Source organism: Mycobacterium sp. H4Y (assembly GCF_000364405.1).
Classification (GTDB): domain Bacteria; phylum Actinomycetota; class Actinomycetes; order Mycobacteriales; family Mycobacteriaceae; genus Mycobacterium; species Mycobacterium intracellulare.
The window spans coordinates 1036230-1057227 of the sequence record NZ_AKIG01000002.1 but is presented as its reverse complement, the minus strand read 5'-3'; the positions used below and the strand labels follow the sequence as shown (position 1 = coordinate 1057227).

Below are 20998 nucleotides of genomic sequence, written 5' to 3'. Positions count from 1 at the left end.
TGATTCGTGGATGCCCGCAGAGGGAACGTTGACCTTCGACATGCAACCGCACAGTGCTGATCGGCGGGCGACACCGGTGCGTCGGGCGAAACGCGGTGTCACCGCCGCATTCATCGCCCACGGTCTGGTGTTTTCGTCGTGGGCCGCCCACATTCCGCGGGTCAAGGACGAGCTGGGCCTCTCCGACGCGGCGTTGGGAACGGCGCTGTTCGGCGCCCCGCTGGGATCGGTGGTGGCCACGCTGGCAAGCCACTGGGCGCTGCGGCGCTGGGGCAGCCACCGCCTGATCCCGGTCATGGTCGCCGGCTATGCGGTCGCGGGGACGACGGTGGGGCTGGCCAAATCCGGGGCCGCCCTGTTCGGCGCGCTGGCGTTGTGGGGGACGTTCCAGGGCGCGCTGGACGTCGCGATGAACACCCAGGCCGCGACCGTCGAGCGGGCCGCCCGGGCGCCGATCATGGCGCGGTTCCACGGCATGTGGAGCGTCGGGACGCTGGTGGGGGCCGTCATCGGCGCGGCGTGCGTCGGCGCGGGCATCGGGCTGACCGCCCAGCTGACGGTCCTCGGGGCGGTCGTGCTGATCGTGGTGGGAACGCTCACCCGTCGCCTGATCCCCGATGCGGCAGATGACTCCGACGCGCCGTCGGGACCCACCCCCCAAGGCCGGCGGGCCTGGATGACGCCGACGGTGGCGATCCTGGCCGCGGTCTCGTTCGCGTCGTTCCTGTGCGAGGGCGCGGCGACCGACTGGTCGGCCAACTACCTGCGCAACGTCGTGGGCGCCGGCCCGAGCGTCTCGGCGTTGAGTTACGCGGCCTACACGCTGACGATGGTGATCACCCGGTTCGGAGCGCCCCGGCTGCACGCGCGGGTGCCCAGTCGCAGGCTGCTGCCGGCCCTGGCGGTGGTGGCCGTGGTGGGCATGAGCGTGACGCTGGCGACCGCCAACGCGGCCGTCGGCGTGCTAGGTTTCGCCGCACTGGGAATCGGCGTGGCGCTGCTGGTGCCCACCGCGTTCAGCGCGGCCTACGGCGCGAGCGAAGCGGGATCGGCGATCGCCATCGTGGCGGCGACGGGCTGGCTGGGCTACCTGCTCGGCCCGCCGCTGATCGGTCACCTGTCCGGCTGGGTGGGGCTGTCGGCGGCGCTGGCCACCATCCCGGTGATGATGGCGATCGTCGGCATCGCGATCCGCTACAACCCGGCCTTCGACAAGGCCGACGAATTCCACCGGGACGTGGCCACGCCCGCGGGCTAAGTCACCAACGTCCCTGGTCAGTACAGCTGGGTCTGATTGCCCGACTCCTCCTCACCCCGCTACGCGGGCTGCATCGTCGGCGGGCTAGGCCTGATTGCCCGACTCCTCCTCACCCCGCTACGCGGGCTGCATCGTCGGCGGGCTAGGCCTGATTGCCCGACTCCTCCTCACCCCGCTACGCGGGCTGCATCGTCGCCGGGCTAGCGCAGATCCCAGACCTGCAGCCGCGTTCCCTCGGGCACCTCGACAACGTCTTCGGGGATGTCGAGCAGCCCGTTCGCCGACGCCAGCCAGCGCAGGTGGTGCGAGGCCGGCGGCCCGTAGCTGGTGACCGAGCTCGCGTCCTCGCTGAGCACCGCGCGCCGGAACTGCCGCTTGCCCCGCGGCGAGGTCAGCGACTCGGCGAGGACGGCGGACCGGTGCGGGCGTTCCGGGTCGGGCAGGCCCATCGCCGTGCGCAACGCCGGCCGGATGAACACCTCGAAGGACACCAGCGCGCTGACCGGGTTGCCGGGCAGCGTGACGATCGTCGCGCCCGCCACCCGGCCCACGCCCTGCGGCATCCCGGGCTGCATCGCCACCTTGACGAATTCCACGCCCTGATCGCCCTCGCGCCCGAAGGCATCCTTGACCACCTCGTAGGCGCCGGCGCTGACACCGCCGCTGGTGATGATCAAATCGGAGTCCGCCGCGTACCGGTCGATGATCGAACTGAATTGGGCCACATCGTCTTCCGCGGTCGCGACGGCGACCAGATCGGCGCCCGCATCCCGGACCGCCCCGGCCAGCATGATCGAGTTGGACTCGTAGATCTGCCCCGGCCGCAGCGGGACGCCCGGGGTCACTAGCTCCGATCCGGTCGAGATCACCAGCACCCGCTGGCGCGGGATCACCGGCAACTCGGCGATCCCCAGCGCGGCGGCCAAGCCGAGCACCGCCGGCGTCACCACCTGGCCCCGGCGCAACACGGTGGTGCCGGGAGCGACGTCCTCACCCGCGCGCCGGATGTGCTTGCCGGCCTCGCGGGGCTCGCGGATCGACACGACGTCCACCCCGCCGTCGGTGGCCTCGACCGGAACGATCGCCGTCGCCCCCGCCGGCAGCGGGGCGCCCGTCATGATCCGGTGCGCCGTACCGGGTTGCAGCGTCAGCTCGTCGGTGCGCCCGGCCGGAATGTCCTCGGCGACCGGCAACACCACCGGGTTTTCCGGCGTCGCGGACGCCGTGTCCTCGGCGCGCACCGCGTAGCCGTCCATCGCGGAGTTGTCGAAGACCGGCAGCGCCAGCTGGGCGATGACGTCCTCGGCCAGCACCATGCCCTGGGCGTCGGTCAGCGCGACCGAAACCGGCGGCCGCGGACGAATCAAATCGGTGACGACGCGCTGATGTTCCGCGACTGATCGCATCGGGGCCATTATCCGCGCGTCAGACCGGGAAGCGGACGCCGGTAAGCTCTTCGGAGACGGCCCACAGCCGGCGTTGCAGTTCCGCGTCGTGGGACTGGGCGCTGGACTTGACGAGCTTCGGGTGGCCACGCTGCTCGAGGAATCCGTCCGGGCCGAAGTACTGCCCGCCCTGGACGTCCGGATCGGTGGCGGCCCGCAACGTCGGCAGCGCACCCATGGCCGCACTCTGGAACAGCACCGGGCCCAGCGCCGCGGCGGCGGGCCGGAAGATCGCCGGCAGGTTGCGGGTCAGCTCGGTGTTGGAGCCGCCGGGGTGCGCGGCCACGGCGATGGTCTTCGCGTCGGGCGTGGCCGCCAGCCGGCGCTGCAGCTCGTAGGTGAACAGGAGGTTGGCCAGCTTGGATTGCCCGTAGGCGGCGATCCGGTCGTACCGGTGTTCCCATTGCAGGTCGTCGAAGTGGATCGCGGCGCGCAGCCGGTGGCCGAGGCTGCTGATGGTCACCACCCGCGAATCCCGCACGGGGAGCAGGTGGTCGAGCAGCAACCCGGTCAGCGCGAAGTGGCCCAGATGGTTGGTGCCGAACTGCAATTCGAATCCGTCCGCGGTGACCTGCTTGGGCGTCCACATCACCCCGGCGTTGTTGATCAGCAGGTCGATGCGCGGGTAGGCCGCGCGCAGCGCGTCGGCGGCCGACCGGACCGCGTCCAGCGAGGTCAGATCCAGCTGCTGCAGGGTGACGTCTACTTCTCGGGACCCTTGCCCCCCGGCGGCGACGATGCGCGACAGCGCCGCGTTGCCCTTCTCGAGGTTGCGCACCGCGAGCACGACGTGGGCGCCGCGGTGGGCCAGCACGGCGGCCGCCTCATACCCGATGCCGGTGTTCGCGCCGGTGATGACGACGACGCGCCCGCTCTGATCCGGGACGTCACTCTCCGACCAGGCGCGGGTTTCTTTGTCGTTGGAAGCCATGGCCCAAAACATACTCACCCCGGCCGGATGTTGCCGGGCGCGTCATCGCTCGGTTGTCATCTGCGCGCGCAGCCAGGCGATGACCCGCGGCACCACCTCGGGCGCCTTGCTCATGGCGACATGGCCGGTGCCCTCGATGAGGTGCACCTCGGTGTCGGGCCGGCCCTGGAAGACGAGCGTGTCGGACTGCGGGACGAAGTAGTCGTCGGCGCCATTGATCACCAACATTTCCGAATTGCCTTGCCGGGCAAGCAGATCCCGTCGGTTGAGCCGGCCGAGGCCGGCGCTGAGCTCCTCGAGGGTGGGGGAATGATCCCAGTGCATGGCGTTGCCCACGATGTCGCGCATGCCGTAGGGCAGCTTTGCGATGTTCTCGGCGGCGAACGCGTCGACCACCGGGCCACCGAGTTCGATTGCGGCGTCGACGATTCCGGTCAGCCCGGACATCGCGGCGAAGTTCCCGCCGAATGACGCGCCGAAGTGTGCGACCCGGCCGTCGCCCAGCGTCCGGGCGTAGCCCACCAGGCCGCGGATCACCTCGTCGGCGTGTTCATCGAGCGGGATGTCCGTCTCGCCGGTGCCGGGATGGTCGAAGGCCAGCGTGGTCACGCCCGCGCCCTGGGTGAATGCGACCCACCACGGGTGGATGTCCATCTTCCAGGTGTCCACACCGCCGCTGGCGATCAGCACCGCCCGGTCCGAGTATCGGCCGTCGGCCGAATACAGGTGCACCGGCACCTCGACCGATCCGCCGCGGTACCCGACGGCGACGATGCGGCGCTCGAAGTGCACCGGAAAGCCGTTGGCCGCCAACTGAAATTGCTCGAGCTGGTGCTGCAGCGCCTTGACCCGGGCGGCGTCCGTCAGGCAGGGGAACTTGGCGCACCCGTACACCAGGGACGCCATCCGATGGTCCCCGCGCTCGGCGTAATCCCTTGCCACCCGCGACCATTCGTAGACCCAGCCGCCCGGCGCGTCGGCCCACATGTCGTCGACGGCCGAGCGGACCCGCTCAATGTCCTCGAGTGGAACGCCGAACTTCGCGAACTGGTCGGTGCGGTCGTCGAACATGGCCGCGGCGTCGATGTCGTAGGTGTACATGGGGCCGCTCCCTCGAGATTTTCACGGACCGTTGAGACTAGTCTCACGCTACGGTGAAATTAGTTTCAACGCAAGGAGAAATTCACGCTACGATGAAACTCGTGGCGAAGACTGCGACGACGCCCGGGACCCCTGGACCCCGGGACGAACGGGGGGTGCTCGCCGCGCGCATCGCCGCGGCGGCGCGCGACGAATTCGCCGTGCACGGCTGGGCCGGCACCACGATCCGGGCGGTCGCGCGGCGGGCCGACGTCGACCCGGCGCTGGTCTACCACTACTTCGGGTCGAAGGAAGGGCTGCTCGACGCCGCGACCAACCCGCCCCAGCAGTGGCTGGACCGCGTCGCCGAGGTGTGGGCCACCCCGGTCGAGCGGCTCGGCGCCGCACTGCTGCAGCTGCTGCTGGCCAGCTGGGCCGACGATGAGATCGGGCCGACGCTGCGGGCCATCCTGCAGACCGCGGCGCACGACCCCGCCACCCGCGACAAACTCCGTCGCGTGGTCGAGGGCAGCCTGATGGGGGTCTCGGGGCTCGGCAGCGACGACCGGGACCGCTTGATCCGCAGCGGCCTCATCTCCTCACAGATGATGGGGTTCGCGCTGATGCGCTACGTGTGGAAGATCGAGCCCGTCGCCTCGATGACCGACGACGAGGCCATCGCCGCGATCGCCCCAAACCTGCAGCGCTACGTCGACGGCGACCTGGGCGGTCAGACCCAGTAGTTGTCGTGGCGGACGAACCACTCCCGGCGTTCCTCGTCGGTCATGTCGGCCAGCGCCGCGAAGCCTTCGAAGTAGGCCTCGCGGGGGGCGCCCGGCGCGAACAGCATCAGGATCGACGCCGGCTCGTCGGCCTCGTTGCGGAAGCCGTGGACGCCGCCCGGCGGGACATAGAGGAAATCGCCCTGGTGCCCGTCGGCCCACTCGGTGCCGTCGTAGAGCTTCATCGTCCCGGAGAGCACGAAGAAGGCCTCCGACATGGCCCGGTGGAAGTGGGCCGGGGGACCGCCGCCGGCCGGGGCGATGTCGACCCGATAGAGGCCGTAGTCGCCGGCGGTGTCCTGTTGGTTGGCCAAATAGTGGTATTTGACGCCGGAGGTCTCGTAGTCCGGGGGCTGGTCGGCCCGCTTGAGCCAAGCGCTGATCTCCGGCTCTTCGGCGGTGTAGCGGGCCGGCGGGTAGGGCGGCACGACGAGGGACATGGCTCCAGTGTGCGCATAACATCGCGTGGATGGAGGCCGCGGAGGAACTGCGCGTGGAACGGCTGCTGGACGCCGAACGCAAAGCGGCGCAACTGTTCGACGAGATCGAGCGGCGGGCCATGATTCGGCCCGGGGTCGGGGAGAAGGAGCTCTCCGATGAGATTCACGACCTGGCCGGCGAGATGTTCGGCGTGACCCGGCACTGGCATCGGCGGATCGTGCGCGCCGGGGAGAACACGCTGCAACCGTTCCACGAGCGCCCGCCGGACCGGCTGATCGTCGACGACGACATCGTCTTCCTGGATCTGGGGCCGATCTTCGAGGAGTGGGAGGCCGACTTCGGCCGGACCTTCCTGTTGGGCGACGACCCACACAAGAAGGCCGTCCGCGACGCGCTGCCCCGGGCGTGGCAGGCCGGCCGCGACTACTTCGCCGGCCATCCCGACGTCACCGGCGCCGAGCTGTTCGACTTCGTCGTCGGGGTGGCGCACGCGGAGGGCTTCGAGTGGGCCAGCCGGATCGCCGGGCACCTGGTGGGGGAGTTCCCGCACAAGAAGATCGCCGGCCCCGGCATCGAGTGGTACATCATGCCCGGCTCGGACAAGCCGATGCGCCGCACCGACCCGCGCGGGCGCATCTGCCACTGGATCCTCGAGATCCATCTGGTCGACCGGCCGCGCGGCTTCGGCGGGTTCTACGAGCAGCTGCTCGACCTGCCCTGAGCCCCACTACTTCTTGCACTCGGCATAGGCGAGTGCTAAGAATGACTTGGCACTCGCGACCAGTGAGTGCTAGGTCGGGACGGTGAGACCAGGTCCAACGACAGCCCGGTCGTCCGTCGCGGGCACTGCACCCGGCCAGAACGTGTCATCCCCAATCCGGAGGAATCACTTCGCAATGGCCAAGACAATTGCGTATGACGAAGAGGCCCGCCGTGGCCTCGAGCGGGGGCTCAACGCCCTCGCCGACGCGGTAAAGGTGACGTTGGGCCCCAAGGGTCGCAACGTCGTCCTGGAGAAGAAGTGGGGTGCCCCCACGATCACCAACGATGGTGTGTCCATCGCCAAGGAGATCGAGCTGGAGGACCCGTACGAAAAGATCGGCGCCGAGCTGGTCAAGGAAGTCGCCAAGAAGACCGACGACGTCGCCGGTGACGGCACGACGACGGCCACGGTGCTGGCTCAGGCGTTGGTCCGCGAGGGCCTGCGTAACGTCGCCGCCGGCGCCAACCCGCTGGGTCTCAAGCGCGGCATCGAGAAGGCCGTCGAGAAGGTCACCGAGACCCTGCTCAAGTCGGCCAAGGAGGTCGAGACCAAGGACCAGATCGCTGCCACCGCGGCGATTTCGGCGGGCGACCAGTCGATCGGTGACCTGATCGCCGAGGCGATGGACAAGGTCGGCAACGAGGGCGTCATCACCGTCGAGGAGTCCAACACCTTCGGCCTGCAGCTGGAGCTCACCGAGGGCATGCGGTTCGACAAGGGCTACATCTCGGGCTACTTCGTCACCGACGCCGAGCGTCAGGAAGCCGTCCTCGAGGACCCCTTCATCCTGCTGGTCAGCTCCAAGGTGTCGACGGTCAAGGACCTGCTGCCGCTGCTGGAGAAGGTCATCCAGGCCGGTAAGCCGCTGCTGATCATCGCCGAGGACGTCGAGGGTGAGGCTCTGAGCACCCTGGTCGTCAACAAGATCCGCGGCACCTTCAAGTCGGTGGCCGTCAAGGCCCCCGGCTTCGGTGACCGCCGCAAGGCGATGCTGCAGGACATGGCCATCCTCACCGGTGGTCAGGTCATCAGCGAAGAGGTCGGCCTGTCGCTGGAGAGCGCCGACGTCGCCCTGCTGGGTAAGGCCCGCAAGGTCGTCGTCACCAAGGACGAGACCACCATCGTCGAGGGCGCCGGTGACTCCGACGCCATCGCCGGCCGGGTGGCCCAGATCCGCAGCGAGATCGAGAACAGCGACTCCGACTACGACCGCGAGAAGCTGCAGGAGCGCCTGGCCAAGCTGGCCGGCGGTGTTGCGGTGATCAAGGCCGGGGCCGCGACCGAGGTCGAGCTCAAGGAGCGCAAGCACCGCATCGAGGACGCCGTGCGCAACGCCAAGGCGGCCGTGGAGGAGGGCATCGTCGCCGGTGGTGGCGTGGCCCTGCTGCACGCCACCCCGTCGCTGGACGAGCTGAAGCTCACCGGTGACGAGGCGACCGGCGCCAACATCGTCCGCGTCGCGCTCGAGGCTCCGCTGAAGCAGATCGCCTTCAACGGTGGTCTGGAGCCCGGCGTGGTGGCCGAGAAGGTCCGCAACTCGCCCGCCGGTACCGGCCTGAACGCCGCCACCGGTGAGTACGAGGACCTGCTCAAGGCCGGCGTCGCCGACCCGGTGAAGGTGACCCGTTCGGCGCTGCAGAACGCCGCGTCGATCGCGGGCCTGTTCCTGACCACCGAGGCCGTCGTCGCTGACAAGCCGGAGAAGGCCGCCGCTCCCGTCGGCGACCCGACCGGTGGCATGGGCGGCATGGACTTCTAAGAGTCTGAGCACGAGAAAACCCGGTTCCCCTTGGGGGCCGGGTTTTTTCGTGCCGACTTCTACGCCGAGCGTGCGGCCCGCTGCACGTTCGGCGGGTAGGCCGGCGCGCCGCGGCATCGAGTGTGAGTTCGCGGCTTTGAGTGTGAGCGTAGGGCGGGATTTTCGTGATTTTTCCGCCCTGGCTTCACCCGCGAAGCCCAGGCTTCACACCCGGCGCCCTGACTTCACACTCGAGGCGCCTGGCCGGCCTTGTACGTTTAAGCGCGTGGCGCTTCCCGCTCCCTCACCCACCAGCACCGCCGTCGTGACGGGCGCGTCGTCGGGCATCGGCGCCGACATCGCCCGCGAGTTGGCCGACCGTGGCCACGGCGTGATGCTCGTCGCCCGCCGCGAAGACCGGCTGCGGGATCTGGCCGACGAACTCGCCGGCCGGGTACGCGTCGAGGTGATCGCCTGCGACGTCGCGGATTCCGCCGCCCGCGCCGGCCTGTTCGACGAGGTCGAGCGCCGCGGCCTGACGGTCGACATCCTGGTCAACAACGCCGGCATCGGCACCATGGGCTCGGTGACGAAAATTCCCGTGGCCGACGAGATCGCGCAGGTGCGGGTCAACGTCGAGGCCGTCATCGATCTGAGCACCCGCGCGGTCCAGCGGATGGTGCCGCGCGGCCGCGGCGCGATCCTCAACGTCGGCTCAACCGCCGGCTACCAACCCTTCCCCGGGCAGGCCGGGTACGCGGCCACCAAGGCGTTCGTCAACAACTACACCCAAGGGCTGCGCGGTGAACTCGCCGGCACCGGCGTCACCGTCGCGCTGCTGTGTCCCGGCCCGGTGCGCACCGAGTTCGTGAAGAGCGCCGGCATGGACGAGCGCGACTTCGCCGACGCGTTCCCGAAGTTCATGTGGAAGCCCTCGCGTGAGGTGGCGCGCGCCGGGGTCGACGCGCTCGACCGCGACCGCCCAACCGTGATCCCCGGCCTGCCCAGCCAGATCAGCACCCGCCTGTTCCAGTTCATGCCGCGACGAGTGCTGCTGCCGCTGTTGAAGAATCAGCATCCGAGCCTGCGCAGGGACCGGTCAGCCGGCTGAGCCCGGCCAGGGCCGCATCCAGCCCTCCACCGGAAGCGCGAGCGCGTTGCACAGCGTGCAGATCGTGCGGTACCAACCGACGGCCGTGAGCAATTCGATGCGCTGCTCGTCGTCAAGAAAGTCGCCGAGCGCTTCCCATGTCGCCTCCGACCACGAACCCGTGCGCTCGCACTCGTCGACCGCCGCGATCAGCGTCCGCTCGGCCGGGCCCCACCGCGGGTCATCGGCGCCGGCCAAGACCAGCGCGTCGCACTCGTCGTCGCTGACCCGGGCGATCGGACCCCAGAAGGCGGCCTGCCCGCCCCACTCGTAAGCGCAGCGCAGCAGCGCGCAGATGCGAAGGATGGCGATGGTCCGCGTCCGGGGCGGCAAAAGCGCTGCGGTGTAAAGGGATTCGCCGAGCTTGCGCAGCCGGGAGGCCAGCGCCGGATGGCGCTGCAGGCAACGCACCAACAGCAGCGGCTCGTAGGTGCGGTCCGGGTGGCCCCAGCTGTTGATGCCGGCGGCATCCTCTTCGCTCCACGGCGGGGCGAGGGGCGCGATGCGGCTCACGGATGAGACTGTACGGCCCTAGGCCGATGGCGGCGACCCGCTGCGCCCGGCTGATAGGCCATGGCGACCCGCTGCGCCGCGGCCGCGCTTGCGATCGCCGCTAGGCCGGCAGCGAGAACACCACACAGTCGTGCAGGCAGCCCCTCGCCGCATCGGGGGAGTCGGCGTCGCGGTGCAGCAGCGCGCGGGTGGGCGTCACCGTGAGCCGCACCGCGTCACCGGCGCCGCCTTCGGGCGACACCTCGGCCGCGCCGTCGACGATCAGCGAGTAGCCGCCCGGTTCGGCCGGGGGCCACAGCAGGGTGACGTCGCGGCGCCGGGCCAGGTTCTGCTGCGTGCGGCCGCCGATGAGACCGACCTCGAGGGTCTGTCCGCGCAACTCGGGTTCGACCGTCACGGTGTGTGAGCGGTATTCGTCGTCGACGGTGATCAGGTACGCGTACGGGTAATCGACGAGCGCGTCGGCGAGCGCCGCGAAATCGACCTTCTTCTTGCTGCGCATGATTTTCCAGGATAGGCGCGAACCGATGCGGCCCCGCGCTACTGCGGCGCCGGGGGCGTGAGGAACCCGGCGATGCGCGACGTGTAGCCGCGGGCGACGGCGCCGGAACTGGCGGGCCGCGTGACCGCGGTGGTGGTGTTGGAGAACCCGAGGTTTTGCAGTACCTCGTTCCAGGGCGGCAACTTCGCCACGGCCGCCGACGCGTCGGCGTGATACCCGAACATCGCCGCCACGTCCGAGGCCCACATCTGGTCGTAGGCCGCCTCGATGTCGGCGATCGCCGGGGTGTTCTGGCCCAGATGATTGTTGGCCGCCAACGCCCGCACCAGGGCCCGGTTGGCCGCCACCACCGCGGGCTGCACCGTGGCCGCCAGCGCCACCTCGAACGCGGTCGCGATGGCCGAGGCCTGGTGGGACACCTCTTCCGCCTGCGCGGCCGCCGCGGAAAGCCAACTCACGTATTGGCTGGCGACCGTCATCATGGCCGCCGACGACGCGCCCTGCCACGACCCGCTGGCCAGATCCGACGTCACCGAAGAAAAGGACGACGCCGACGACGCCAACTCCCCGGCGAGCCCGTCCCACGCCGCCGCGGCAGCAAGCAGCGGCCCGGGACCAGGACCGGAGAAAATTAGTGCCGAGTTGACTTCCGGCGGCAACCACGCAAAATGCGGGTTCGTCACGGGACCCAACTTAGCTGGTATATGCCACTTTTGGTGGCGTTATTGCAAGGGCGCCGGAGCGGGCTGACGGCCCCGCACCAACTTGCCCGGACGGGCGGCGGTGGGGACGCCATATTCAGCGATGATTTCCCCGGACACGATCGTGGCGACATACCCGTCCGCCGTCTGGTCCAGGCGTCGCCCGCCGGCGGGCAGGTCGTAGGTGATGACCGGCTTGTGCAGGCGCAGGGCGGCGTGGTCGATGACGTTGAGATCGGCCTTGTAGCCCACGGCGATACGGCCGCGATCGCTCAGCCCGGCGATGCGCGCCGGCACCGAGGTGAGCTCGCGAACCGCCTCGGGCACCGTGAACCGTCCGGCCTTGCGGTCCCGCGCCCAGTGCGTCAGGAAGTACGTCGAGTAGCTGGCGTCGCAGATCATGCCGTAGTGCGCGCCGCCGTCGCCGAGGCCGAGCACCACGTCGTCGCGGTGCAACAGCTCCCCGACGGTGTCCAGCGAGTTGCCCTGCAGGTTGCTGGTCGCGACCAGCAGCATGGCTTTGCCGTCGTCGTCGAGCAGCCTGTCGTAGGCCTCCTCCATCGGCTCCACGCCCTTGGCGCGGGCGCGGGCACCGATGCTGGTCGACGGGTCGGGCTCGTAGTCGGGGTCCTCGCCCAGCGGGTAGATCCAGTCCCACATCTGGGCCACGTACAGGATCGGGTGGCCCTGCCCCGGCTTGTCGGCCAGGATGCGGGCGCGGACCTCGGGCTTGCGCATCTCGGCGACCCGCTCGGCCAGCGGCAGGTGCGCGATTTCGCGGTAGCTGGGGTAGAGCACGAAGGGGTTCGCCGACAGCTGCAGCCCGATGATCAACCCGATGGGCCGCGGCAACAGCTGCGCGGTGATGTCCCCGCCCGCGGCGTTGGCCTTCTCGATCATGGTGATGGCGTCCGGCCACGACGGGTCACCCGAATTGGCGACGACGAGGGTGAAGGTCAGCGGCAGCCCGACGTCCTCGGCAACGTCGAACACCGTCTGCAGCACGGGCTGGTAGCCGCCGGCCGGGATGTCGGGGACGAACTGCAGCAGGCCGCCGCCGCCGTCCACGACGCCGCGGGCGATCTGCTCGATCTCCTCGCGGGCGGCGTCGTAACTCGGTATGGGCGAACCACTTTCGGTCTTGTGGATGGTCAACCGCGACGAGGCGAAGCCCAGCGCGCCGGCCTCGATCGCCTCCTTGGCCAACGCCCGCATCTTCGCCAGGTCGTCCTCGGTGGCCGGCTCGCGGTCGGCGCCGCGCTGCCCCATCACGTACACGCGCAGCGGCGAGTGCGGCAGGTACGCGGCCACATCGATGTCACGCTTGCCGGCATCGAGGGCGTCCATGTATTCGGGGAAGGTTTCCCACGTCCACGGCAGGCCGTCGGTCATCACGACGCCCGGGATGTCTTCGACGCCGGCCATCACGTCGACCAGGACGTCGTGGTCGGACTGGCGGCACGGCGCGAAGCCGACCCCGCAGTTGCCCATCACCACCGTCGTCACCCCGTGCGCCGACGACGGCGTCAGGCGCTCCGACCAGATGGACTGGCCGTCGTAGTGGGTGTGCAGGTCGACGAAGCCGGGCGTGACCAACAGCCCGGTGGCGTCGATCTCGCGGTTCGCCGCGGCGCCGTTCACGTCGCCGACCGCCTTGATGACGTTGTCGGCCACCGCCACGTCACCGACGTACGGCTCACCCCCCAGCCCGTCGACGATGGTGCCGTTGCGGATGATGAGGTCGTAAGTCATCCAAACAATCTACGACCGTGGCGGCGGCTCGTGCCAGGATCTTCTCCGTGATCGACCACGTGGGCATCAACTGCGCCGACTACGCAAAGTCCCAGCGGTTCTACGACGCGGTGCTGGAGACGCTGGGCTTCTCCCGGCAGCTGGATGTGGGCCCCGCCATCGGGTATGGCCGTGGGGGCAAGCCGACCTTCTGGATCTCAGGCGCGCTGGCCGGACCCAATCGCGAGGTTCACCTGGCGTTCGAGGCGCCCGACGAGGACGCCGTGCGCGCCTTCTATCGGGTGGCCGTGGAGTTGGGCGCCGAACCGCTGCACGAGCCGAGGCTCTGGCCGGAATACCACCCCGGCTACTTCGGCGCGTTCGTGCGCGACCCCGACGGCAACAACGTCGAGGCTGTCTTCCACGGCGCGCTCCCGTAGTGTCGCGAGTATGGCCCGCACCGACGATGCCGCCGTAATCCAAGACCTCCTGCGCGACGCCTTCACCCGGTTGATCGAACACGTCGACGAGATCACCGAGGGATTGACCGAGGAGGTGTCGTCCTATCGGCCGACCCCGGACGCCAACAGCATCGCGTGGCTGCTCTGGCACAGCGCGCGGGTGCAGGACCTCCAGCTGGCCGACGTGGCCGGGGTCGAGCAGGTCTGGCTGCGCGACGGGTGGGTGGACCGGTTCGGACTGGACCTGCCACAGGGCGACATGGGCTACGGGCATTCGCCCGACGACGTCGCCAAGGTGAAGGCGCCCGCGGACCTGCTGTCCGGCTACTACCACGCGGTGCACGAGCTCACCCTCGAATACCTCAGCGGGATCACCGCCGAGGAGCTAGCCCGCGTCGTGGACACCAACTGGGATCCGCCGGTGACGGCCAGCGCCCGGTTGGTCAGCATCATCGACGACTGCGCCCAGCACCTCGGGCAGGCCGCGTACGTGCGGGGGATTGCGTAGATTCGCAGGCGTGCGATTCGCGGCGAGCGTGCTGTTGTGGCTCATCACCACGCTGGCGCTGGCGGTGGCCATCCCCGCGGCGTGGACGCAGCTGCACGTCGTCGACGCCGACGGCTACGCGGCGCTGGCGCGCGGGGCGGCGGCCGACCCGGACCTGCAGTCCGCCATGGCGGCCGAACTGACCACGCGGGCAATGGCTCTCATCGCCGAACACGGCGGGGGCCGTTATCCCGTCGACAGCTCCGACGTGCACGATGCCGCCAGCGCTTTCACCGCCGGGCCAACCTTCCCGCCGCTGTTCGCCCAGGCCAACCGCGCGGCGCACGGCTGGCTGTTCGGTGACCCGAGGGGCGGCGAGAACGGCGATCAGTGGGCGGTCGACGTCGCCCCGATGCTGGGCGACGACTCGATCCGGCCGCTGCTCAGCCGTTACAACGTGACGGTTCCCGCGAAACTGGCTGTCCCGCTGACGGTTTCGATGCCACAAGCGATGCGTCAGGGGCGGCTGAGCCGGCTATCCACCTGGGGGCCGTGGGTGAGCGTGGGGGCGGCGGCGTTGTGCGGGGTCTGCGCGCTGCTCACGCTGGCCGCCGCGCGCCGGCGCGGCAAGGCGCTCAGCAGCCTGGGGGTGTCCGCCCTGCTCGTCGGCGCGGCCGGGTGGGCCGGCCTCGAGGTCGCCGGCCGCTACGTCGACAAGGCGCTCAACCGCACCACCGGCGACATCCGGCGCGTCGCCGAGGCGATGGTCGGACACGCCGAAGCCGGTCTGCACCAATGGCTCAACGTCACGCTGCTGGCCGGCGCCGCCCTGGTGGGACTCGGCGTGGTCGTCGCGATGGTCGGCAGTCTGTGGAAGAAGTCGTGAGCCGCCCCGCTACCCGAACGTGAACGAGAAGACCTGCAGGCCCTTGCTGACCCGCATGTCCAGCTGGTCGCGGTGCGCGGAGTCGTCGGCGACGATCCGGTGCAACGTGGGCGCCCCGCCGATCGGTGTGGTGGTGGTCGTGCCGTCCCGGGTCACGGTGAGCGTGCCGGTGCCGCCGATGACGGCGTAGACGTCCTTCGCGGTGTAGTTCAGCCGGACGGTGGCGTCGTCGCCCTCGGCGGTGGCGCCCTGATCGTCCAGGGTCCAGCGCCCGCGCAGGGCGAACTTGTCGTCGGCCAGGGTCGGCGGAAAGCTCAGCGTGACGGTGCCCGACGTGTAATCGCCGGTGCCGCCGTAGTTTCCGGACCTTTCGACACCGAGGTAGGTTTCGGGCGTGAGCCGGGTCTGCGGGGTGGTGTCGGCCGAACTCGTCGGCGCGGGCAGCGGCGCGCCGGGGTGGGCGTCCGCGAGCAGTTGGCGGATCAGTTTTTCGGTGCCGTCGTAGTCGCCTTCCCCGAACTTCGTGTGCCGCACTTGCCCGTTCGCGTCGATCAGGTATTCGGCCGGCCAGTACAGGTTGTGGAAGTTGTTCCACGTCGCGTAGTCGTTGTCCAGGGCGATGGGGTAGGGGATGTGCAGGTCGGCGGCGCCGCTGGCCACGTTCTCGGGGACCCGCTCGAACGCGTACTCCGGCGTATGCACCCCGATGACGACGAATCCGGCGTCGTGATACCTGTTGTACCAATCGATTACGTGCGGGATCGCGCGTTGGCAGTTGATGCACGAGTAGGCCCAGAAGTCGATCAACACGACCTTGCCGCGCACCTCGGCGGGGTCCAGCGGCTTGCCGTCCGGGGTGTTGAGCCACCCGGTGACGCCGGTCAGGGCGGGCGCGGGCCCGCACTGTTGCAGCTCGTCCGAACCGCTGGAGCAGTCGCTGAGCGCCCCCTCGACGGTGACGCTGGGCGGGCTCAGCGCCAGCCCGGTGCCGCGGTTCGGCTGCTGCGCGGGGGTGGGGTTTAGGCTGTGCCCGATGTCGTTGGCGCCCAGCTTGTTCTGCATCGCCGTCGTGTAGTCGGGGACGGCCCGCTGCAGCATCGCCGGCAGGTTGAACACCAGCGCCACGGCCAGCACGATCATCGCGATCCCGCCGGCGATCTGAATCGCACGCTGCCGTCGGCGGAACGCGGCGACGCGCTCGGCGACGCGGCGCCCGGCCAGCGCGAAGGCCAACAGCGGCACGGCATTTCCGAGGGCGAAGGTCGCGGTCAACACCAGCGCGCCCGGACCGATCGACGAGGTTCCGCCGGCGACCACGATCGCCGCGAGCACCGGACCGGCGCACGGCACGTAGAGCGCGCCCAACGTCAGACCGAGACCGAAACCGTCTGCGTTGGCGCCGATTTGGCGCTGCGGGAGGTAGGCGAACGGCCGTTCGATCAGGTGCTGCACCGGCGGGAAGATCAGCCCCAGGCCGATGAGGGTCAACACCACCAGGGCGGCCCACCGGATCGCGTCCTGCGGCAGGTGCAGCGCCGTCAGCAGCGCGGAGCCGAGCAGGGTGGCCAGGCTGAAGCTGCACACCAGCCCCGCGATCACCAGATACGGGCGGGACACCGAACTCACGCGGCGGGAGTCGGCTCGGGTACCGCCCGCACCGGACAGCAGGATCACCGGGAGCACCGGCAGGATGCACGGCGAGATGCCGGTGATCAGCCCGCCGAGAAACCCGATCAGGGCGATGGTCTGCACGCGCTATTTCCAAGGACGCGACGGGAGCATGGTTCCACCTTTACCCGTTCGCGCCGCCGACGAGAGTGACCTCGCACAAATCACGCAACGTGCGTTATACAAATCACACGACGTGCGTTACGCTCTTCCGGTGGCGCAACTGACATTCCAGCGTGCCCGCACCGAGGAAAAGAAGCGCCAACGTGCGGAGGCCCTCGTGGAAGCCGCACGCTCGCTGGCGATGGAGACGGGCGTCGCGTCGGTCACCCTGACCGCGGTGGCGAGCCGCGCCGGAATTCACTATTCGGCGGTGCGCCGCTACTTCACCTCGCACAAGGAAGTGCTGCTGCGCCTGTCCGCCGAGGGGTGGGTGCGGTGGTCGAACACCGTGTCGGACAAGCTGGCCGAGCCCGGCGCCAAATCGCCGTCGCGCATCGCCGGGACGCTGGCCGAGGCGCTGGCCGACGATCCGCTGTTCTGCGACCTGCTGGCCAACCTGCACCTGCACCTGGAGCACGAGGTGGACGCGGAGCGGGTCATCGAGGTCAGGCGCATCAGCACCGCCGCCACGCGCTCGCTCGCCGATGCCATCGAGAGGGCGCTGCCCGAGCTCGGGCGGTCGGGGTCGCTCGACATCCTGCTGGCCGCGTACTCGCTGGCGGCCACCCTGTGGCAGGTCGCGAACCCGCCGGCGGATCTCACTGACGTCTACGCCGAGGAGCCGGAAGTGGCTCCGCCGGAGTGGAATCTGGACTTCGCGACCGCGCTGACGCGCCTGCTGACTGCCACGTGCATCGGGCTCATCGCGGAAGCCGCATGAACTCAGGGAGGGAGGCCGGTAACGCTGTGGCTTGGCGATCTTCAACCGGTGAACACGGGAAGGGACTTGGAGCGCCCATGACGACGACTGAGCCAAGGACCGAGCCGCTGCAGCAGCAGGGCTCCGCCGGCGGGGAGGGCGAAAAGGCCGCTCCGCAGCGCGCCAAGAAAAAGGGGGTTTTGGGGCGTTTCTGGCTGGTGCTCACGATCGCGGCTGTCGTCGCGCTGTCGGGTTTCGTCGTGTACCGGTTGCACGGCGTCTTCGGCGTTCACCGCGGTTCGTTCGGTGGTGGCACCTCGGGAGAGGTCCTCGACGAGTTCAACGCCAAGACGATCACGCTCCAGGTCTGGGGCCCGCCGGGCAGCACGGCGACCATCAACTACCTCGACGAAAACTCCCATCCGCAGCAGGCCCTCAACGTGCCCTTGCCCTGGAGCAAAGTATTGAGTTCAACGAAGCCCGGCATCCCGGCAAACCTGGTGGCGCAAGGCGACGGCAGTTGGATCGCCTGCCAGTTCGTGGTGAACAAGCACGACGGAAGCGGTGACGTCATCAAGACGCCGAATCGCTCGGATCCCAACCAAACCGTGAACGCCTTCGTCTATTGCCTGGACAAGTCCGCATGAGCGAGCCGGGCGAGGTTCCGCCGCGCGTCGATCAGCCGCTGATCCCGCCGTTCCTGCCGCGGATGATCCACAAGCTGGCCCTGCCGATCGTCCTGGTGTGGTTGGGCATCGTGTTCGTCACCAACACCGTGGCCCCGCAGCTGGAGGTCGTCGCCAAAACCCACTCGGTGTCGATGAGTCCGACCGACGCGGCGTCCTTCCAGTCGATGATGAAGGTCGGGTCGACGTTCAAAGAGTTCAACTCCGACAACTCGGCCATGATCCTGCTGGAGGGCGACAAGCCACTCGGGGCCGAAGCGCACCGCTACTACGACGAGATCGTCAGGCGCGTCGAGCAAGACAAGAAACACGTCCAGCACGTCCAGGATTTCTGGAGCGATCCGCTCACGGCGGCGGGTTCCCAGAGCCACGACCAAAAGGCCGCGTACGTCCAGGTTTACCTCGCCGGCAACATGGGCGGCGGCCTGGCGAACGAGTCCGCCGCGGCCGTCCGCAAGATCGTGGACTCGGTACCCGCGCCGCCGGGAATCAAGGCATACGTCACCGGCGCGGGTCCGCTGTTCGCCGATCAATCCCACGCGGGTGAGAAGGGCGTAGCGAAGGTCACGCTCGTCACGTTCTTGGTGATCATCTTGATGCTGCTGTTCGTCTATCGGTCGGCGATCACCATGCTGATCATGCTCGTCATGGTGTTCATCGAACTGGCGGCGGCCCGTGGCGTCGTCGCGGTCCTGGGAAACTACGGGATCATCGGGCTTTCCACCTTCGCCAACAACATGCTGGTGCTGATGGCGATCGCCGCCGGGACCGACTACGCGATCTTCGTGGTCGGCCGCTACCACGAGGCCCGTGGTCTGGGCGAATCGCGCGAAAAAGCGTTCTACACCATGTTCCACAGCACCGCGCATGTCGTGCTCGGGTCGGGATTGACCATCGCCGGCGCGATGTACTGCCTGAGCTTCTGCCGGCTGCCGTACTTCCAGACGCTGGGCGTGCCGTGCGCGGTCGGCATGCTGGTGGCGGTTCTAGCGGCGTTGACGCTGGGCCCGGCGGTGTTGACGGTGGCGTCGTTCTTCAAGCTCATGGACCCGAAGCGCAAGCTGCAGACCCGGGGCTGGCGTCGCATGGGCACCGCGGTGGTCCGCTGGCCCGCACCCGTTCTCGCGGTGACCATCGCGGTCGCGTTGGTCGGTCTGCTCGCCCTGCCCGGTTACAAGACGGACTACGACAACCGCCACTTCCTGCCGGCGGACACCCCGGCCAATGTCGGTTATGCCGCCGCGGATCGGCACTTCGACCAGGCTCGGCTCAATCCCGAGCTGTTGATGATCGAGACCGATCACGACCTGCGTAACCCGGCCGACTTCCTGGTCTTGGACAAGGTCGCCAAGGCGGTGTTCCACATCCCGGGTATCGGCCGGGTGCAGACCATCACCCGGCCGTTGGGCACGCCGCTCGACCACAGCACCCTCGGGTTTCAGATGGGCGCGCAAGCCGCGGGGCGGATCCAGACCCAGCACTACCAAGAGGAGCAGGCGAACAATCTGCTCAAGCAGGCCGACGAGCTGCACAAGACGATGGCGACGCTGCACGAGCAGATGCAGGTGACCCAGGATCTGAGCAACACCACGCACGAAACCACCAGGCTCACCAAGGAAACCGTGCAGATCACCGAGAGGTTGCGCGACGACATCGCCAACTTCGACGACTTCCTCCGGCCGATCCGCAGCTACTTCTACTGGGAGAAGCACTGTTACGACATCCCGGCCTGCTGGGCACTCCGGTCGGTCTTCAACGCGCTCGACGGCATCGACCAGGTGGCCGAGAACATCGTGAACCTGAGCGCGAACCTCGACAAGCTGGATCGGATCCAGCCCAAGCTGGTGGCGCTGATCCCGCCGCAGATCGAGAGCCAGCAGCGCAACCTCGACACCATCATGTCGAATTACGCGATCACACAAGGACTTAACGAACAGGCGAAGGCGCAGGCCGACAACGCCACCGCGCAGGGCGATGCCTTCGACAAGGCGAAGAACGACGACACGTTCTACCTCCCGCCGGAGGCGTTCAAGAGCCCGGACTTCGCGCGAGGTCTCAAAAATTTCATCTCGCCCGACGGGCGCGCGGTCCGGTTGATCATCTCCCACGAAGGCGACCCGGCGAGTCCCGAAGGCATCAGGCACATCGAACCGATCAAACAGGCCGTCCACGAGGCGATCAAGGGCACACCCTGGGAGGGCGCCAAGGTCTACCTTGGCGGCACCGCCGCGACGTACAAGGACATGCACGACGGCTCCAACATCGACCTGTTGATCGCCGGAATCGCCGCGGCCACACTGATTTTCATCATCATGCTGGTGATCACCCGCAGCGTCGTGGCGGCCTTCGTGATCGTCGGCACGGTGTTGCTGTCGCTGGGCGCCTCGTTCGGACTCTCCGTGCTCTTATGGCAGTACATCCTGGGTTTGAAGTTGCACTGGATGGTGCTGGCGATGGCGGTCATCCTGCTGCTGGCGGTCGGCTCGGACTACAACCTGCTGCTGATATCGCGGTTCAAAGAGGAGATCCACGCCGGGCTCAAGACTGGGACGATCCGCGCGATGGCCGGTTCGGGCTCGGTGGTCACCTCCGCCGGTCTGGTGTTCGCCGCGACAATGGCCACGTTCATGTTCAGCCCGCTGCTGGTGATGGCCCAGGTGGGTACGACGATCGCGCTGGGTCTGCTCTTCGACACATTGATCGTGCGGTCGTTCATGACACCGTCGCTGGCCACCTTGCTCGGGCGCTGGTTCTGGTGGCCGCAGCACGTGCGTCCACGGCCGGCCAGCACCATGCTGCGACCGTACGGACCGCGTCCCGCGGTGCGCGAGCTGATCCTCAACGACGTCGAGGAGCACCCGCCGGGCGGATTGGTACAGCCGCGCTGATCCTACGAAGCGTGAGCAGCCCGCT

19 protein-coding genes and 1 pseudogene are annotated in these 20998 nt (G+C 68.8%); 11 read left to right on the top strand and 9 right to left on the bottom strand.

All coding sequences use genetic code 11. From position 1 onward, the window contains the following. Positions 1–10 precede the first annotated feature (10 nt). Positions 11–1258, top strand: coding sequence for an MFS transporter (locus tag W7U_RS18835; RefSeq protein ID WP_008261334.1), 1248 nt, complete (start codon positions 11–13; stop codon positions 1256–1258). Between the two features lie 200 nt (positions 1259–1458). Here the strand turns inward: W7U_RS18835 and glp are convergent, their stop codons facing one another. Genes glp through W7U_RS18820 form a run of 3 tightly spaced genes read right to left on the bottom strand, consistent with a single transcriptional unit; the run spans position 1459 to position 4735 of the window. Next, positions 1459–2664, bottom strand: coding sequence for a gephyrin-like molybdotransferase Glp (glp, locus tag W7U_RS18830; RefSeq protein ID WP_008261332.1), 1206 nt, complete (start codon positions 2662–2664; stop codon positions 1459–1461). A gap of 19 nt (positions 2665–2683) precedes the next feature. Beyond that, positions 2684–3634 (bottom strand): SDR family NAD(P)-dependent oxidoreductase, encoded by a 951-nt coding sequence (locus W7U_RS18825; protein ID WP_008261325.1) that lies wholly within the window; start codon positions 3632–3634, stop codon positions 2684–2686. 42 nt (positions 3635–3676) lie between these two features. Then, positions 3677–4735 carry an alpha/beta hydrolase gene (locus W7U_RS18820; RefSeq protein ID WP_008261322.1) on the bottom strand — a complete coding sequence of 353 codons (1059 nt, stop codon included), beginning with the start codon at positions 4733–4735 and terminating at the stop codon, positions 3677–3679. A gap of 155 nt (positions 4736–4890) precedes the next feature. Here W7U_RS18820 and W7U_RS18815 point away from each other — a divergent pair, with 155 nt between their 5' ends. Further along, the gene (locus W7U_RS18815) at positions 4891–5457 is read left to right on the top strand and encodes a TetR family transcriptional regulator (protein ID WP_008261321.1); all 567 of its coding nucleotides are present in this window, start codon (positions 4891–4893) and stop codon (positions 5455–5457) included. On the opposite strand, the gene W7U_RS18810 is transcribed toward W7U_RS18815, so the two are convergent. Then, positions 5445–5936, bottom strand: a complete 492-nt coding sequence (locus tag W7U_RS18810) for a cupin domain-containing protein (protein ID WP_008261318.1) — start codon at positions 5934–5936, stop codon at positions 5445–5447. The genes W7U_RS18815 and W7U_RS18810 overlap by 13 nt on opposite strands. Before the next feature lie 29 nt (positions 5937–5965). On the opposite strand from W7U_RS18810, the gene W7U_RS18805 reads away from it, so the two are divergent. From W7U_RS18805 to W7U_RS18795, 3 genes are all read left to right on the top strand, one after another. Beyond that, the gene (locus W7U_RS18805; protein ID WP_008261315.1) at positions 5966–6658 is read left to right on the top strand and encodes a M24 family metallopeptidase; all 693 of its coding nucleotides are present in this window, start codon (positions 5966–5968) and stop codon (positions 6656–6658) included. Between the two features lie 175 nt (positions 6659–6833). Further along, positions 6834–8459, top strand: coding sequence for a chaperonin GroEL (gene groL, locus W7U_RS18800; RefSeq protein WP_008261313.1), 1626 nt, complete (start codon positions 6834–6836; stop codon positions 8457–8459). Positions 8460–8724: 265 nt separating this feature from the next. Continuing rightward, complete coding sequence (locus tag W7U_RS18795) at positions 8725–9549, top strand: SDR family oxidoreductase (protein ID WP_008261311.1); 825 nt, start codon at positions 8725–8727, stop codon at positions 9547–9549. On the opposite strand, the gene W7U_RS18790 is transcribed toward W7U_RS18795, so the two are convergent. The 4 genes and pseudogenes from W7U_RS18790 to W7U_RS18775 all read right to left on the bottom strand — a co-directional run bounded on the left by W7U_RS18790 (position 9538) and on the right by W7U_RS18775 (position 13056). Next, positions 9538–10101 (bottom strand): carboxymuconolactone decarboxylase family protein, encoded by a 564-nt coding sequence (locus W7U_RS18790; RefSeq protein ID WP_008261309.1) that lies wholly within the window; start codon positions 10099–10101, stop codon positions 9538–9540. The two genes, W7U_RS18795 and W7U_RS18790, sit on opposite strands and share 12 nt — an antisense overlap. 100 nt (positions 10102–10201) lie before the next feature. Next, complete coding sequence (locus W7U_RS18785; RefSeq protein WP_008261307.1) at positions 10202–10603, bottom strand: hypothetical protein; 402 nt, start codon at positions 10601–10603, stop codon at positions 10202–10204. Positions 10604–10797: 194 nt separating this feature from the next. Further along, a pseudogene (locus tag W7U_RS18780) lies at positions 10798–11286 on the bottom strand (PPE family protein); the annotation flags it as partial. A 39-nt stretch (positions 11287–11325) separates the two neighbouring features. Next, positions 11326–13056 (bottom strand): amidohydrolase family protein, encoded by a 1731-nt coding sequence (locus W7U_RS18775; RefSeq protein WP_008261303.1) that lies wholly within the window; start codon positions 13054–13056, stop codon positions 11326–11328. Between the two features lie 47 nt (positions 13057–13103). On the opposite strand from W7U_RS18775, the gene W7U_RS18770 reads away from it, so the two are divergent. The 3 genes from W7U_RS18770 to W7U_RS18760 are packed head-to-tail and all read left to right on the top strand — an operon-like array spanning position 13104 to position 14869. Further along, positions 13104–13475 (top strand): VOC family protein, encoded by a 372-nt coding sequence (locus W7U_RS18770; RefSeq protein WP_008261301.1) that lies wholly within the window; start codon positions 13104–13106, stop codon positions 13473–13475. 10 nt (positions 13476–13485) lie between these two features. Beyond that, the gene (locus W7U_RS18765) at positions 13486–14004 is read left to right on the top strand and encodes a mycothiol transferase (protein ID WP_008261300.1); all 519 of its coding nucleotides are present in this window, start codon (positions 13486–13488) and stop codon (positions 14002–14004) included. Between the two features lie 10 nt (positions 14005–14014). Then, positions 14015–14869 carry a hypothetical protein gene (locus W7U_RS18760; RefSeq protein WP_008261298.1) on the top strand — a complete coding sequence of 285 codons (855 nt, stop codon included), beginning with the start codon at positions 14015–14017 and terminating at the stop codon, positions 14867–14869. A 9-nt stretch (positions 14870–14878) separates the two neighbouring features. Here W7U_RS18760 and W7U_RS18755 read toward each other — a convergent pair whose 3' ends face one another. Further along, the gene (locus W7U_RS18755; protein WP_008261296.1) at positions 14879–16621 is read right to left on the bottom strand and encodes a cytochrome c biogenesis protein DipZ; all 1743 of its coding nucleotides are present in this window, start codon (positions 16619–16621) and stop codon (positions 14879–14881) included. A 112-nt stretch (positions 16622–16733) separates the two neighbouring features. On the opposite strand from W7U_RS18755, the gene W7U_RS18750 reads away from it, so the two are divergent. From W7U_RS18750 to W7U_RS18740, 3 genes are all read left to right on the top strand, one after another. Then, positions 16734–17420 (top strand): TetR family transcriptional regulator, encoded by a 687-nt coding sequence (locus W7U_RS18750; RefSeq protein ID WP_085976859.1) that lies wholly within the window; start codon positions 16734–16736, stop codon positions 17418–17420. 77 nt (positions 17421–17497) lie between these two features. After that, positions 17498–18046 (top strand): MmpS family transport accessory protein, encoded by a 549-nt coding sequence (locus tag W7U_RS18745; protein WP_008261293.1) that lies wholly within the window; start codon positions 17498–17500, stop codon positions 18044–18046. Further along, the gene (locus W7U_RS18740) at positions 18043–20973 is read left to right on the top strand and encodes an MMPL family transporter (protein WP_008261291.1); all 2931 of its coding nucleotides are present in this window, start codon (positions 18043–18045) and stop codon (positions 20971–20973) included. The genes W7U_RS18745 and W7U_RS18740 overlap by 4 nt, the downstream gene beginning before the upstream one ends. The last annotated feature ends 25 nt before the right edge of the window (positions 20974–20998 follow it).

What these genes read in the sequence shown, in the direction of transcription:
- W7U_RS18820 (WP_008261322.1), bottom strand. Translation starts at nt 4,735, where the DNA reads ATGTACACCTACGACATCGACGCCGCGGCCATGTTCGACGACCGCACC.
- groL (WP_008261313.1), top strand. Translation starts at nt 6,834, where the DNA reads ATGGCCAAGACAATTGCGTATGACGAAGAGGCCCGCCGTGGCCTCGAG.
- W7U_RS18775 (WP_008261303.1), bottom strand. Translation starts at nt 13,056, where the DNA reads ATGACTTACGACCTCATCATCCGCAACGGCACCATCGTCGACGGGCTG.
- W7U_RS18825 (WP_008261325.1), bottom strand. Translation starts at nt 3,634, where the DNA reads ATGGCTTCCAACGACAAAGAAACCCGCGCCTGGTCGGAGAGTGACGTC.
- W7U_RS18810 (WP_008261318.1), bottom strand. Translation starts at nt 5,936, where the DNA reads ATGTCCCTCGTCGTGCCGCCCTACCCGCCGGCCCGCTACACCGCCGAA.
- W7U_RS18740 (WP_008261291.1), top strand. Translation starts at nt 18,043, where the DNA reads ATGAGCGAGCCGGGCGAGGTTCCGCCGCGCGTCGATCAGCCGCTGATC.
- W7U_RS18765 (WP_008261300.1), top strand. Translation starts at nt 13,486, where the DNA reads ATGGCCCGCACCGACGATGCCGCCGTAATCCAAGACCTCCTGCGCGAC.
- W7U_RS18785 (WP_008261307.1), bottom strand. Translation starts at nt 10,603, where the DNA reads ATGCGCAGCAAGAAGAAGGTCGATTTCGCGGCGCTCGCCGACGCGCTC.
- W7U_RS18835 (WP_008261334.1), top strand. Translation starts at nt 11, where the DNA reads ATGCCCGCAGAGGGAACGTTGACCTTCGACATGCAACCGCACAGTGCT.
- glp (WP_008261332.1), bottom strand. Translation starts at nt 2,664, where the DNA reads ATGCGATCAGTCGCGGAACATCAGCGCGTCGTCACCGATTTGATTCGT.
- W7U_RS18805 (WP_008261315.1), top strand. Translation starts at nt 5,966, where the DNA reads ATGGAGGCCGCGGAGGAACTGCGCGTGGAACGGCTGCTGGACGCCGAA.
- W7U_RS18745 (WP_008261293.1), top strand. Translation starts at nt 17,498, where the DNA reads ATGACGACGACTGAGCCAAGGACCGAGCCGCTGCAGCAGCAGGGCTCC.